The organism is Marinobacter bohaiensis, from assembly GCF_003258515.1.
Taxonomy (GTDB): Bacteria; Pseudomonadota; Gammaproteobacteria; order Pseudomonadales; family Oleiphilaceae; genus Marinobacter_A; species Marinobacter_A bohaiensis.
This window is the reverse complement of record NZ_QGEH01000003.1, coordinates 256,856-271,662: the sequence shown is the minus strand read 5'-3', so window position 1 is coordinate 271,662 and position 14,807 is coordinate 256,856. Positions and strand designations below refer to the sequence as shown.

The window sequence follows — 14,807 nt, the reverse complement described above, 5'->3', positions numbered from 1 at the left end:
CCGTTTCCGTGGCGGTCGTTCCTGTTCTTCGAAACGGAGTACGCCCTATGCGCCTGCCCCCGCTGGCTCGCTTCCTGACGGTTGCCGCCTTTCTCATGACACTGTCCGGCTGCGCCGCGCTGTCGCCCTACTCGGTCAGCGAGAGCACTCTGGAAGGCTACCTGCACGATGCGGTGACAGACTTCGACCGCCAACAGCTGGAAGCGGGATCGCCCCTGAGCGTATCACTGGACCAGGCGGATATCACGCTCGGGCCGGATGGCCGCGAGGTCGCGGTGCTCGACATCCAGGGCCAGGTGGCTGTGAACGCTTTCATGACCAAACTGCCGGTGGACCTGAAGCTCAAACTGGAGGGCGCGCCGGTCTACGACGCGGACCAGCAGGCGATCTTCATTCGCCGCCTGCAGTTGCTGGACAGCTCCGTCGAATCCAGCCTGTTCAAGGGCGATCTCAAGCCGGTAACCGATAACGTGATGCGCCTGGTCGCCCAGTGGCTGGAGACGGTGCCGGTGTACCGGCTCAACCAGGACAGCTTCGCCGAGCGCATGATCGGTATGGCGCCCGTGGACGTGAAGGTGGCCCCGGGCCGGCTGGTGCTGGTGCCCGCTGAATGATCCCCGCCGACCTCACCCTGCTCGACCTGATTCTCGCCAACCTGTTCCTGCTCGCCGGCGCCTGCCTGCAGGGCGTCGCCGGTTACGGTATCGGCACCCTGTCGGCGCCGCTGCTGTTCCTGGTCAGCCCGCTGTTCGTGCCCGGACCGCTGGTGGTGAACGCCGTGGTCCTGGCGATTCTCCTGCTGTTGCGCAATCGCGCCAGCATCCGTTTTCGCGAGGTTCGCTACGCCATCGGCGGCAGTGTCGTCGGAACCACGCTGGCCGGCCTGACCCTGGCGGTTATCACTGGCGCGGCCTTTGACCTGGTCTTCGGTGGGCTGATCCTGTTCGGCGTACTGCTCAGCGTGGCGGGACTCAAGCCGGCGCTGAACCCACGCAACAGCGTTATCGCCGGCGCCGCGAGCGGCTATATGGGCACGGTAGTGGCGGTGGGCGGCCCGCCCATCGCCATGATCTACCAGAACGAAAAAGGCCCGCTGGTGCGGGCCAATATGTCAGCGTTTTTCCTGTTTGCCAGCTGCACCAGCATTGTCGCCCTGTACTTCGCCGGACGCCTGGGCTGGCTGGAGCTGAAACTTTTCGCCCTCACCCTGCCCGGCGTCGTGGCGGGCTTCCTGCTCTCGGCGACGCTGGTCAGGCGGCTGCCGTTCAGCGCCATGCGACCGCTGATCCTGGGGATTGCGGCGGTCGCCGGCATCGGTGCGGTCATCCGCGGCCTAACCGGTAGCTGACCCCTTGTAGGTGGCCGCGCACATGGCTTTCTGCAGCGGCAGCAGGTCTACGGTGCGCTCGGGCCGGTTCGGGTCCACCAGCACCGTGGGCGTCTTGTACACCCGCGGCGTCTTGTAGAGCAGCTTGATCGCCTGCCAATGGGTGGGCGCCACGTAGCGCTCCGGATAATGCGTTTCCAGCCATTCCCGCAGACGCGGCGCCTTGGTGGACGGCATCTTCGGGAAGAAGTGGTGCTCGATGTGGTGGCTGAAGCGGAAGTGCAGCCGATCGAGGACCGGATTCGTCCGCAGGCTCATGGAGTTATCCAGCGGGTTGTTGGTTTCCGTCTGCGGGCGCAGGAAATGGTTGGTCAGGATATAGCCCTGCCCCAGCGCGTTGGCCACCATGAACGGAATCAACACGGTAAAGAGCGCCAGCGGACCGGAAATCACCGCCAGCACCAGCCAGGCCGCCACGCACAGCAGGGACTGGATGATCGCCAGGCGCCGGTTGAACCCCTTGAACTGCTTACGCTTCTTCGCCTGCAGCCAGAGTACGATCTGGGCGTGCATGGAGAACGAATAGGTCAGGAAGAAGAGGCTGTACCAGGTGCCGGATCCCGGCGCCAGCTTGGGAAACTTCTTCTGCTTCGGGTCCGCCTTGTAGCGACGCAGGGTGCCGAAGCTGTCCGGGTCCGTATCGCCCATGTTGGTGTGGGCGTGGTGGATCGAGTTGTGCCACTTGCGCCAGAACTCCGGCGGCGCAATCAGCGGACCGAAGCCCAGCCAGCCAAAGAAATTCTGCCAGCGCCGGCTCATGCCCAGCGCGCCGTGCAGCACCTCATGCGCCAGCAGCGCCTGGCAACCAATGGTATGGCCCATGACCAGCCCCAGTCCCAGATTGGCGTACCAGGGCAGACCGGCCATCAGGATGGTCAGCAGGCAACCCCAGATCACCAGTTGCAGGGGCAGGAACCAGATCACCCGCCAGGTTTCACTCTTGAACGTATCGGCCGGCAGTTCCTTGCGCATGCGATCGCGCAAGGCGCGTTCGTCCTGCTCGCCAAAGCTCTGGCCGGGGATGGATTCGGGTTTTACAGCCGCATTCACGGGAGCACCTCGGAAATTTCAGCGTACATTTGTAAGCTGAAATTACATGAGCCGGTGTGGCAGATCAATGACTGAATCATCACATTTTCATGAAATCGCCCTATAACTGATCCGGATCAAATATTTACCGAGATACTTATTTTCCGAGACCTGACAAGAAAAAGGCACACGCGTACGTTTTTATAAGATAAACAGTAAAAACCGGATGACGAAAGGTTGATTGGGAAGCGAGGCGTAGGGTGGGAGCCTGGCGGCTCCTCCGAAACTAAAGTTTCGGCTACATGCGGGATAGGAAGACAGCTCTCGGAATTTACATCCCGATAGCCACGCGGACAATGTAGCGGGCGCTTTAGCTTCCGGGTCGCTCACAGGGCAACCCGAATCAACGCCGCCAGAAACAGAAAAGCCGCCCCGAATGAGGCGGCTTTCGTAGAGCCGATTTCCGGATCAGCTGCCGGACAACGACGTATCCGACGGATCGATTTCCATCTGCTGGATCGCGATCACCGCCTGGGTGCGGTTGCGCACGCCCAGCTTGCGGAAGACCGCGGTGATGTGCGCCTTGACCGTCGCCTCGGACACGTCCAGATCGTAGGCGATCTGCTTGTTGAGCAGACCTTCCGCCAGCATGCCCAGCACGCGGAACTGCTGGGGCGTGAGGGATGCCAGCTTGTCGGAGAAATCGGTGACGTCCGCCTGCATGCGCTCCAGTTTTTCGGCCACACCGGCCGGCAACCAGACCTCGCCGTCCAGGACATCGCGGATCGCTTCGGTGATCTCCGGCAGCGGCGCAGACTTGGGGATGAAGCCGGAAGCGCCGTAGTCGATGGACCGGCGCATCACCTGCAGCTCCTCGGAACCGGACACCACCATGACCGGCAGGCCCGGGTACTGGCCACGCATGAACACCAGGCCGGAGAAACCGTGCGCCCCAGGCATGTTCAGGTCCAGCAGAACCAGGTCCGCATCCGGATGCTCCTCCACCGCGGCCTGAAGCGTCTTGATACTGTCGACCTCCACCATCTCGGCATCCGGCACGGCTTCGGACACAGCCTGTCGCAGTGCGGCGCGGAAAAGCGGGTGATCATCGGCAATAATAATTTGCTGAACCATCGGGCGATTGGCCTCCTTCAATCTCTCAACCTGTGGGACGCGAACCCCAAGGGCCCGCCTTCCGTCCGTCGCGACTCATGCTGCCCTGGACGCGAGGCAGCTGTTTAGCGAATGATAGCACGCACGGCGCTCATACCCACCCCGCCATCAAACGCAAAAAGCCAGCGGACACCCGAGGCATCCGCTGGCTTTGTGAGTCGACATCAGGGAGCACACCGCTACCTGATATCAGAGCCCGGTCACTTGAGCTCGCGCTGTGCGATCAGCTCATCGACCACACCCGGGTCGGCCAGCGTGGAGGTATCTCCCAACTGGTCGTGCTCGTTGGCTGCGATCTTGCGCAGGATACGGCGCATGATCTTGCCGGAGCGGGTCTTGGGCAGACCGGGCGCCCACTGGATCACGTCCGGGGAGGCGATCGGACCGATCTCCTGACGCACCCACTGAATGAGCTCCTTGCGCAGCTCGTCCGTCGGCTCCTGCCCCTGCACCAGGGTGACGTAGACATAGATCCCCTGCCCCTTGATGTCGTGGGGATAGCCCACCACAGCGGCTTCGGCCACTTTACCGTGAGCCACCAGAGCGCTTTCGACTTCGGCCGTACCCAGGCGGTGGCCGGACACGTTCAGCACGTCGTCCACCCGGCCGGTGATCCAGTAATAGCCATCCTCGTCGCGGCGCACACCGTCACCGGTAAAGTAGCGCCCCTTGTAGGTGCTGAAGTACGTCTGCTTGAAGCGCTCGTGATCGCCGTAGATGGTGCGCATCTGGCCGGGCCAGCTGTCGAGGATCACCAGGTTGCCCTCGGTCTTGCCTTCCAGGATGTTGCCATCGTTGTCGACCACCGCCGGCTGCACGCCGAAGAACGGCAGCGTCGCCGAACCGGGTTTGAGGTCCGTGGCACCGGGCAGCGGCGTGATCAGGATGCCGCCGGTCTCGGTCTGCCACCAGGTGTCGACGATCGGGCATTTGCCGTTACCGATCACACGGTAGTACCACTCCCAGGCTTCCGGGTTGATCGGCTCACCCACCGAGCCCAACAGGCGCAGACTGTCGCGGGTGGTGCCGTCCATGCAGTGATCGCCTTCGGCCATCAGTGCCCGCACGGCGGTCGGCGCGGTGTAGAGAATGGTGACGTTGTGCTTGTCGCAGACCTGGCCGATGCGCGAGGCGTCCGGATAACTGGGCACACCCTCGAACAGCAGAGTCTTGGCGCCGTTGGCCAGCGGTCCATAGAGAATGTAGCTGTGGCCGGTGATCCAGCCGAAGTCGGCGGTACACCAGTAGACGTCGCCGTCCTGGTAGTCGAACACGTACTCATGGGTCATGGACGCGTAGACCAGATAACCGCCGGTGGTGTGCAGCACCCCCTTGGGCGCGCCGGTGGACCCGGAGGTGTACAGCATGAACAGCGGGTCTTCGGCGTTCATGGGCTCCGGCGGGCAGTCCGCCGAAGCACCTTTCATCAGGTCCTCGTAGCGGGCGTCGCGGTCGTTGTTCCAGGGCACCTCGGAGCCGGTGCGGGTCACAACGACAACACGCTCGACATCCGGCACCTTGTCGCTTTCCAGGGCCTTGTCGACGTTCTTCTTGAGCGGAATGGTACGGCCGCCGCGCACACCTTCATCCGCGGTGATCACGAAGCGGGAGTTGCCATTCTGGATCCGCGCCGCCAGCGCTTCCGGCGAAAAGCCGCCGAAGACCACCGAGTGGATGGCGCCGATACGGGCACAGGCCAGCATGGCGACGGCGGTCTCTACGATCATGGGCATGTAGATGGTGACCACGTCGCCCTTGCTCACACCCAGGGTTTTCAGGACGTTGGCAAACTTGCAGGTTTCGGCGTGCAGCTCGCGGTAGGTCACGTTTCGGGAGACAGACGGATCGTCCCCCTCGAAGACGATGGCGGTTTCGTCGCCGCGCGTCTCCAGGTGGCGGTCGAGGCAGTTGGCGGCGGCGTTCAGTTCGCCGTCCTCGAACCACTTGATGGACAGGTTATCGTAGTCGTAGGTAGTGTTCTTGACCTTGGTGTAGGGCTTGATCCAGTCGAGCCGTTTGCCATGCTCTCCCCAGAAGGCTTCCGGGTCCTTGACGGACTGTTCGTACATGGCCTCGTACCTGGCCCGGTCGATCAGGGCGTTCTTCTTGAACGCCTCGGGTACTGGGTATAGCTCTTTGTGTTGTTCTGTCATGGTGCTCCCCTTGATCTATGGATCGGATTTATCGTTATTGGAATCGGTGGAACTCTCAACACACGAATCGGCGCCCCGGATCCGGTAATGCGTTCGACTCAGTTGTGCGAGGCATGGGCCGGTCGAGATGACCGGCCGGCCGCGGGCGACGGGAGCAGGGGGTGTCGCGTCGCCAGACAGGCCCTTCTATCCTTCCCGTAGTTCAACACGCAGCAACAGCCGGATTGAATTAGACTAAGGTCCTATTATTGCTGGACATTTGGACGCCCTGGAAACGGCCCTTCTCGCCGGCCCGCTGGAACATCGCTGCTGTCAGAATAGCGCTGTCCGGCGCGCTGATCCAAGCGCGACAGCAAAAGAAGAGAGGCTGAAACAGAAACGGCCTGCGCCCCGCCTGAAGCCGGGGAGCAGGCTTTGGAAACCACCCGGAATCAGGCGGCCTTGCGTTGCTTGCGCGAGCGCAGGCGATAGAGGGTGCGATCCCCCAGCGCGTACTTGTTGAGTCCGGCCAGGTGAATCTTGCGCAGGTACGTGGCCCAGTCGATGCGACGGGCGTCCACCGGGAACAGGTTGCGGTCCAGTTCTCCCATGCGCTCCGACAGCGACAGCAGTTTGTCGTTCTGGAACACGTAGTCCGGCGCCGTGTAGAAGCCGAAGATCGTGGCCAGCGACAGCGTGGTGTCGATGTTGCGCAACGCCCGCAGCTCACGCTCGCTGCCCATCAGCTTGAGGGCCCGGTTGGCCACCTGAAGCGGCAGGCGAGCTCCGGACATGGCCGCTCCGAACACCTTGCGGTTGATGGCCATGAACGGGCGCCGTGGCTGGCGATAGAAGAGCCGGTCGTAGGCGGCGTAGTTCTCCTTCGCCTCGTCCATCAGGTGATCGATGAACTCACCCAGGCTGATGGGATTGCCGGAGCCACTACAGCACTGGTAAACACGGTGCTTCGGCTTCTCCGACATCGCCTCGGCGACGGAAAGGATGATGCTGTTGGCCACCAGGTCGACGGGAATCACGTCGATAACACCGCTGCGCTTGCCGGGGAAAAGCACCACTTTTTCACGGGCGTACGCGAGGATGATGGCATCCGCCACCTTGACCCCTTCGATCCAGCCCGGGGCCGGTTCCTCCAGCGCACTCTCGATAATGGACGGACGCAGGATGGTCAGGGCGGACGACGGGAGCTCACGCCCCAGAATCTGCTCGCCCATCCACTTGGTAAAGGTGTAGGTATCGCTCCAGCCATAATGGTTGGCTTCGCGAATCCCCAGCTCCACCAGCTTCTTCTCCAGCGTCTGGCCGGAGTAGCGTGCCTTGACGTCGGCGATCTTGTCCTCGAGCAGATGGATCAGCCCGTCCACGTCGAAGTAGCCGTCGGCCCCCTGCTCGATGCCACCACGAGCCGGGCTGACCACGGCCTCCCCGGCCTGGCCGGGATTCATGCCGTTGACGTAGCAGGTGGACACCTGGACCACCGGCAGGTCGCCGCCGGCACGGGACAGGTTGATGATGTTATGCAGGCATTGCGCGTTGATCTGCAGCGCCTTGTCCAGTTCCTCGCGGAAATTGACGCTGGCGGCGGAATTGATGACCACGTCCAGTTGCCCCGCCAGGGTCTGGAACGCCTCTTCGGACAGGCCGAAGCGTGGCGACGTCACCTCGCCGGTCACGCAGTGGATTTTCTCTTCAATAAACAGATCGAAGGCGTCCGGATCTTCCATTTTCAGACGCTCGAACACGGACGAGGATGCGATCTCGCCCATAAAGCGCTCATCGGCGTTCGGGTAACGACGGTTACCGCGGATGAGCAGGTGGATCCCTCCGATATCAGGTACTGTCCGGATCAGCTTTTCCAGTACAACTTTGCCCAGGAAGCCGGTTGTTCCCGTAATCAGCACATGCTTACCCCGCATCGCTTTCAATACGAGGGAACCGTTAGGTTCAACGGTGTACGGCATGACGAAACTCCTTCTCGATGAAGAAACCAGCAACAGACGACTTTGATGAATAATGCATCAACTACGCCAATCCCTGCGTGGTTGACGCCAGGTAAAACCCTGAACAGCCTAACGCTATGATTTTGAAAAGAAGGTCTTCCGCACCCTGCACTCCAACGACGGACGGCGGATGGCCCCCAAAGGTTTCGGAAACGATTTGTCGGGCCATGTTACGGTGCACGGTGTGACAGATTGGTGACCTGGAGCAAGAAAACAAAAAAGTCCGGTTACAAATTAATCGATTTGTGATCGGGTAACAGTGAAGATTCAGACATCTTTCGAATAGCAGCCATCAACCAGGCCGCATGTGGGAAATGGCTGTTACCGACGTTCAACTCGACATCACGAAGAACCGTTGCGATCGCGGGCAATCGACTCCAGCCAGGCGTCCAGGGACAGGTGATCCGGCTGCTCCCGCAGGGCCTGCACCAGTCCGTCCTGACTGCCGAATCGACCTTCATCGTAACGGGGTCCGCCTGCCGCGTCGAGGGCCCGGTCCGGGGCCGGCGGCTGGCCAGGCGGCACGTCGGATGACGGCGCTTCCACCTGCTCTGCCAGATGACGGAGATGCGCTGCGAGCTGATTGCGCTGCTCCGGCGGAAGTCGCTCCCAGGCCATGGATGCCAGGCCGGTCTGGATGATCTCGATGCTGTCCTCGTCCATCGTGCGCCCAAACAGTGCAAAGCAACTGGTCAGGGCCTCGTAACGCTGCAGTGGCGTCGCTTCCGGTGCGTCCAGCAGGGATTCCAGCTCCCGGGTCCAGTCGCGCCAGCGGGCATCGACCTGCCGGGCCGGTGAGGTTTCTGGACGGGGGACAGGCGCGGCCGGCGACGCCCCAGAAACCGGCTGACGGCGCTCGGCCAGGCGATTCCAGTAGGCGGCAAATCCGGCGCGGCGCGGGGCCACCTGGTCGAATCGGACCTTGACCATGTCCGCCAGGGCCCAGAATTGCCGGCAGGCCGGATCGTTTTCCGGCAGCAACGCCACCGGCCGCTGACTGGCGATCGCCCGGCGCAGGGCCTCGTCGCGCCAGATGCCTCCCAGGTAATGGGGGCGAATCTCCAGATGGCGCTGGCAGGCGGCGTAGAAGCGCTGGAAGATGGACTGGGCCTGGCTCGCGCCGCGCGCCATGTTCACCAGTACACTCGGGGTGCGTTTGTAGCCGCGACGTTTAAGGACCTTGAGCAGGGAGAAGGCATCGGTGAGCGACGTCGGGTCCGGCGTCACCACCACGCAGGCCAGCGAGGCACTGGCGATCATGTGCATCACGTTGGCCTGCAGCCCCGCAGCCGTATCAATGAGGATGTAGTCGTAGCGCTTCTCAAACGCGGCCAACCCGCGGAACAGGCTCAGCCGGTCGGACGGGGCGATACCGATGCAGCGCTCAACACCGGACGCTCCCGGCAGGATATGCAGCCCGAACGGCGCCTCGAAAATCGCCTCGCCCAGTGAGCACTCCCCGCCGAAGACGTGTTCGAGCGTGCGCCCGGGATACTGCCCCAACATGATGGTGACGTTGGCCAGATCGGTATCCCCGTCCAGCAACAGCACGCGATGTCCCTGCCGGGCCAGCACCAGTGCCAGGTTCAGGGCCACGGAGGTCTTGCCCACACCGCCCTTGCCACCGGTCACGGCGAGGATACGGGGTGATCGGGTGGTTCCGTCGGAATCTCCAGCCATGAACGGCATCACTCCACTGCCTGCGAAGCGCCCCCGCCGAGTAAGGTCTGCGACATCGGTCCGGGAGCCGGGATAACCCGGGATTGTAACGCCGTTGGCAGGAAGCCGGACAGGTGCAAATCCCGGAGAAGCGGGCACAACGATTAAACTTTACGCAATTTTACAACCAGAACGGGACAAATCCGTTCAAAAGCTGTACATGTTTGCGTTGAATTTATGAAAGGATTGGCTAAGCTCACCTCGACATAACCGAACGTGAAGAAGTCGTCATAATTTATGACTCGGGCTCATAACGAACTTCCTGCTGACAGCGATCTGCCCAGCCTGCCCCATGTGGTGCTGCAGGCTCTGGACGCCTGTCGCGGCAACGGTGATTATCGCGAAATCGGCCGCATTATCAGCGCCGACACCGGTCTGTGCGCACGCGTTCTGGCGCTGGCCAACTCCGCCCTCTATGGCCGCGCCGGTGATATTCAGTCGATCGAACAGGCTCTCTTGCGGCTCGGCATCCAGCAAGTCCAGGCGCTGGTGATCACCGCATCGCTGCGCCAGCTCACGCAGGACCCCGCACCCGATTGCTGGCAGCCGCTGCGTGACTTCTGGCGCCATAGCCTCACCACCGCGCTGACGGCCCGCGCGCTCGGTCGACTCACCGGTTACCCGCACAGCGAAGAAGCCTTCCTGGTGGGCCTGCTGCACAACGTGGGCGAGCTGTGCGCGCTGCGCCATCCCCCCGGCCCGACCCAGCAGGCTCTGCTCGACAACCAGGTGGCCATGGCGGTCCGGCTGGCCAGCCACTGGGGCCTGGATGCCATTGCCGTCGATGCCATTCGCCATCAGCAGGCCCCGGTTGCCGACATCCGCGAGGCCGGGCATCTGGCCAAACTGATCAACCTGTCCTCGCGCCTCGCCCAGGCCGAAGCCGGCGGCGTCGAAGCCGCCGAAACCCTGTTCGGGCTGACCGCCGCCCTGACGCGGGAAATCGGCAGCCGCATCGAACATGAAGTCACCGCGATGGCGCAGAGTCTCGACATTCCCCTGGACGGGCCGGTCGACGGTGCCGGCGTTCATCGCCAACTGGCCAACCGGGTCATCCATTCGGCCCTGGTGGAGCAGTCGTTGGGCGCGATACCTCCGCCATCGTCCCTGCCCGCCTTACTGGGCAGCGCACTCAACAATCTGGCTACCCTCACCGGACGATCCTGCCTCGTGTTCGGCGCCGATAACGGCGAGCTCAGGTTATTGGCCGCCACGCGCACCGCACCGCCGGCCATCACCGTGCCGCTGGACCATCCGCGCAGCCTGGTCAGCCGCGTGGCCACCCGACGCGCCAGCGACATCCTCGACAATAACGACGGCACCATCCTCGACCGACAGCTACTGGGGCTGCTGGATTGCCCCGCCATGGCCGCCGTGCCGGTGAGCAACGGAAAAACCGACTACGGCGTCTTCGTCATCGGCCTCGACCGTGGCGGCGAGCCCCTTAACCTGGTCCCGCTGACCCAACTGTTTGCCGAGCGCATGGGAGCACTGGCCTCGGGCCTGTCGGAACCGGCCCCGAACAGCCGCAACGCCGATCTGGACCAGTTGGCCCGGGAACTCGAGCTGCGCAAGCGCGTGCATGAAGTCAGCAACCCACTGACCATCGTGCGACAGTACATCCACCAGTTGCAGGGTAAGATGCAGACGATTGAAGGCACGGATCAACTGCAGCCTGACCTGCACGTGGTGCGCGAGGAACTGGACCGGGCCGCGGGCCTGCTGGTGCGTATCAGCGATGCCCAGACGGACGCCGGCGCTGACGACGCGGACCATGGCCTGGTGCTGAACGACGAATTGAAGCTGTTGGGCGACCTCTTCGAGGAGGCCCTGTTCGCCCCCAATGGCATCGACTGCGAGACGCAACTGAGCCGGGCGGACACCCGGGTGCAGGCCACACAGGGCCCGGTGCGTCAGGTGGTGATCAATCTGGTGAGAAACGCCGTCGAATGTCAGCCGGCGGGCGGAGCGATCCACATACAGACCATCGCCCCCATCTGGCAGGAGGATCGCGCCTGGGTGGAGCTGAACATTGCGGATTCGGGCCCCGGGCTACCCGCGGCGATCCGGCGTCGCCTGTTCCGCCCCGTCACCAGCGACAAGGGCGAGGGCCACCGCGGCCTGGGCCTGAGCATCGTCAAGCAGTTGGTCGATGAGCTGGGAGGGCTCATCAGTTGCCGGACTGGCGAGGACGGTACCGGATTCCGTATCCTCTTGCCTGCGGCGCAACCCAATGAACATCCGGACGACTCCGGTGAAGAAGAACAACCGCCCTCAAACAACGAGCCCAAGGCATGACGTCGGACCGATTGCACAACACAGGCAGTTCCGAGGCAAAAATACTGGTCGTGGACGATGAGCCACGCATCCTGCGCACCCTGGTGGACCTTCTGGAGCAAGAGGGCTACCAGGCGATTGCCGCACTGGGCGGGCGAGCCGCCTGCGATCTGTTGAGCCGCGACGCCTTCGATCTGGTGATGCTCGATCTGCGCATGCCGGATGTCGACGGTCACCAGGTGATGCAGTTCATCCAGGAGCGCCGGATTGGCACCCCGGTCATCGTGGTCAGTGGCGAGTCGTCCTTTACCGCCGTCAGCCGTGCCCTGCGCCGCGGCGCCCAGGATTACATCAAGAAGCCGTTCGATCCGGAGGAACTGCTCGCCACGCTGCGCAACGTGCTCAGCAAACAGGCCCTGGAATCCGCCCACCGCACGGTGCAACTGCGCCTGCAGAAATCCGAAGAGCTGCACCGCTACATCGTCAACACGTCCCCCGACATCGTCTTCATGCTCGACCGCGAGGGCCGCGTCTGCTTCGTCAACCACAAGGTGGAAGCGCTGCTGGGCTACCGGCCCGCCGAGCTGATCGGCCGCCACTTCCGCCACCTGATCGACGAACAGGACGTCGCCCGGGGCACCTACGCCCTGCAGGATCCCGCCGTCAACGCCCAGAATCCGCGCACGTTCGAGATACGGCTCAAGACCCGTGGCAGCCGCAAGGCCAATCGTCACTTCGAGATCACGGCTTTCCCCATCGGCGACGAGAACAGCCATTTCCTGCCGCACCTGGAACAGACCGGCAGCGGCCCGGCCAGGGAGCCCAGCGTCTACGGCTCGGCGCGGGACATCACCGAGCGCAAGGAAGCGGAAGCCTTCATCAACTTCCAGGCCTACCACGACCTACTCACCCGCCTGCCCAACCGCGCCCTGTTCAAGGATCGCCTGATGCTGGCCATCACCCAGGCCCAGCGCAATCAGCAGAAACTGGCGGTGATGTTCCTCGACCTGGATCGCTTCAAGGTGGTCAACGACACCCTTGGCCACGCCATGGGCGATCGCCTCCTGCAGGCGGTCACCCAGCGGCTGGAAAGCTGCCTGCGCAAGGGCGATACCCTGTCCCGCTTCGGCGGCGATGAGTTCACCCTGTTGCTGCCGGCCATTTCCAGCCACAACGACGCCAGCAAGATCGCCCGCAAGCTGATCAGCGTGCTCAAGGAACCCTTCCAGTTGGGCGAGCATGAAGTGTTCGTCGGTGTCAGCGTGGGGATCGCACTGTTTCCCGAGTGCGGCGAAACCATGGATCAGTTGATCCAGTGCTCGGACATTGCCATGTACCACGTCAAGGCCGGCGGCAAGGACGGCTACCGCTTCTACAGCGATACCATGAGCATCGATACCGCCAATCGACTCAGCCTGGAACGGGACCTGCGCCAGGCCCTGGTCAACGGCGAGCTGTGCGTCCACTACCAGCCGCAGGTGGCCTCGGAAACCGGGGAAGTCGTCGGCCTGGAGGCCCTGGTGCGCTGGCAGCACCCCGAGCGCGGCCTGCTCTACCCGCGGGATTTCCTGCCGCTGGCCGAGGAAACCAAGCTGATCGCCGATCTCAGCGAAGAAGTGCTGAACATCGCCTGCCGGCAAACCAAAGCCTGGATCGAACGCGGCCACCGCAACCTGCGGCTGGCGGTCAACCTGTCACCGCTGCAGGTGGAACACCCCCGCTTCGTGCCCAACCTGATCGCCCAACTCGAACGCCTGGCGTTTCCGCTTCGGAACCTGGAGATCGAGATCACCGAAAACGTGATCATGAACGACCTGGAGCAGATCAGCCGCAAACTGCAGCAACTGGCCCAGCATGGTGTGCGCATCGCCATTGATGACTTCGGCACCGGGTATTCGTCCCTCAACTACCTGCACCGCCTGCCCATCCATACCCTGAAAGTGGACCAGTCGTTCGTGCGCGGCATTCGCAGCGGTGAGGACGGCGCCTGCATCGTCAACGCCATTGTCGCCATGGCGCATGGCCTGAGGCTGGATATTGTCGCGGAAGGCGTGGAAACGGATGTGCAGCTCGCGTACCTGCGCAACCTGGGATGCCAGCAGGTCCAGGGTTTCTTCTACGGCCCCGCGCGCCCGGCGGCGGACATCGACCAGCTACTGGGCGACCGGCCTAAAATCCTGGCCGTCGTCTGAACCCAGATAGTGGGTGGTGATACGGTCGAAAGCGCCGGACTGCTGCAGCGAGCGGATGCGCTCCGCTACGAAAGCGGCGAACTCGGGGGGCCAGTCGCTGTCGACGGTCAGGTACAGTGGAAAATCCGGGATAATGGCGCTGAAGTCAAGCCAGCGCAGACAGGGACCGGCCACCTCGGCGTGCTGCCCGACGTGGAACTGCAGCCGCGACTCCATCTCCACGAAACCATCCGCCCGCCCCAGGCTGACCAACTGGATACCGGCTTCGTAACGATCGATGGGAAGCTGTCGAATCGTGCCTTTGGCGGCAGCCCGGTCCAGCGCGACGTAATCGAAATGACGCAGCGTCAGGATCCTCAGGCCTTCGATCTGGCGGATCGAATCGATACGCGCAGGCAAGTCCTCGCGACAGGTCAGCAGCACGTGATGGGTATTGAGAACCGGTACGTCGACGAACTGGCCGTGCTCGCCGAAGCTGTCCCACTGCGGCGCATCGTAGGCGATCCAGTGATCCAGCTCGTTGTTGGCAATCACCTTGCGCAGGCGGTTGACCGGGAAGACCCGGTGGCGGACGGTGTAGTCCGAGTCCGCGAAAATGGCGTCCACCATGTCTGACACGATGCCGCCGCGACTCTCCCCCTTTTCCACAATCTGGAAGGGCCGCGTCTTGTCCTCCACCACCAGGTAATTCACCACGTTCTCCGCACATGCGTTCGAAGCGAACAGAAGCCCCCACAACGCCAGCAGCAAAACGATGACCGGCTTTTGCACGTCGGAACCCAATCTCATCATCGAGTCTGACCTTACCCCGGTGCCTTTCGGAACATCCATCTACTCATACCGCAAAGACAGGACAGACGCTAGTGTCCCGAACACAGGC

At 62.9% G+C, this 14,807-nt stretch carries 10 protein-coding genes; 4 read left to right on the top strand and 6 right to left on the bottom strand.

Features of this window, described 5'->3' with window-relative positions:
• The first annotated feature begins 47 nt into the window (after window positions 1–47).
• Both DKK67_RS16050 and DKK67_RS16045 read left to right on the top strand, forming a co-directional pair.
• Entirely contained in the window at window positions 48–614 is a 567-nt protein-coding gene (locus DKK67_RS16050; RefSeq protein WP_111497513.1) for a DUF1439 domain-containing protein, read from the top strand.
• A complete protein-coding gene (locus DKK67_RS16045) occupies window positions 611–1,348 on the top strand; it encodes a sulfite exporter TauE/SafE family protein (RefSeq protein WP_111497512.1) in 738 nt (245 codons plus the stop codon). Before DKK67_RS16050 ends, DKK67_RS16045 begins: the two co-directional genes overlap by 4 nt.
• Here DKK67_RS16045 and DKK67_RS16040 read toward each other — a convergent pair.
• The 5 genes from DKK67_RS16040 to DKK67_RS16020 form a co-directional block, all read right to left on the bottom strand.
• Window positions 1,334–2,437: a fatty acid desaturase family protein gene (locus DKK67_RS16040; RefSeq protein ID WP_111497511.1), complete on the bottom strand. Its 1,104-nt coding sequence runs from the start codon at window positions 2,435–2,437 to the stop codon at window positions 1,334–1,336. The two genes, DKK67_RS16045 and DKK67_RS16040, sit on opposite strands and share 15 nt — an antisense overlap.
• Window positions 2,438–2,884: 447 nt before the next feature.
• A complete protein-coding gene (locus tag DKK67_RS16035) occupies window positions 2,885–3,550 on the bottom strand; it encodes a LuxR C-terminal-related transcriptional regulator (RefSeq protein ID WP_111497510.1) in 666 nt (221 codons plus the stop codon).
• Between the two features lie 239 nt (window positions 3,551–3,789).
• Window positions 3,790–5,742 (bottom strand): acetate--CoA ligase, encoded by a 1,953-nt coding sequence (acs, locus tag DKK67_RS16030; protein ID WP_111497509.1) that lies wholly within the window; start codon window positions 5,740–5,742, stop codon window positions 3,790–3,792.
• Window positions 5,743–6,173: 431 nt separating this feature from the next.
• Window positions 6,174–7,700 carry a fatty acyl-CoA reductase gene (locus tag DKK67_RS16025; protein ID WP_111497508.1) on the bottom strand — a complete coding sequence of 509 codons (1,527 nt, stop codon included), beginning with the start codon at window positions 7,698–7,700 and terminating at the stop codon, window positions 6,174–6,176.
• A 381-nt stretch (window positions 7,701–8,081) separates the two neighbouring features.
• Window positions 8,082–9,419 (bottom strand): MinD/ParA family ATP-binding protein, encoded by a 1,338-nt coding sequence (locus tag DKK67_RS16020; RefSeq protein ID WP_111497638.1) that lies wholly within the window; start codon window positions 9,417–9,419, stop codon window positions 8,082–8,084.
• A gap of 276 nt (window positions 9,420–9,695) precedes the next feature.
• On the opposite strand from DKK67_RS16020, the gene DKK67_RS16015 reads away from it, so the two are divergent.
• Together DKK67_RS16015 and DKK67_RS16010 are read left to right on the top strand one after the other, a co-directional pair.
• Complete coding sequence (locus DKK67_RS16015; RefSeq protein WP_111497507.1) at window positions 9,696–11,756, top strand: HDOD domain-containing protein; 2,061 nt, start codon at window positions 9,696–9,698, stop codon at window positions 11,754–11,756.
• Window positions 11,753–13,927 carry a putative bifunctional diguanylate cyclase/phosphodiesterase gene (locus tag DKK67_RS16010; RefSeq protein ID WP_111497506.1) on the top strand — a complete coding sequence of 725 codons (2,175 nt, stop codon included), beginning with the start codon at window positions 11,753–11,755 and terminating at the stop codon, window positions 13,925–13,927. The genes DKK67_RS16015 and DKK67_RS16010 overlap by 4 nt, the downstream gene beginning before the upstream one ends.
• On the opposite strand, the gene DKK67_RS16005 is transcribed toward DKK67_RS16010, so the two are convergent.
• Window positions 13,889–14,719, bottom strand: coding sequence for a substrate-binding periplasmic protein (locus tag DKK67_RS16005; protein WP_162628854.1), 831 nt, complete (start codon window positions 14,717–14,719; stop codon window positions 13,889–13,891). The genes DKK67_RS16010 and DKK67_RS16005 overlap by 39 nt on opposite strands.
• Between the last annotated feature and the right edge of the window lie 88 nt (window positions 14,720–14,807).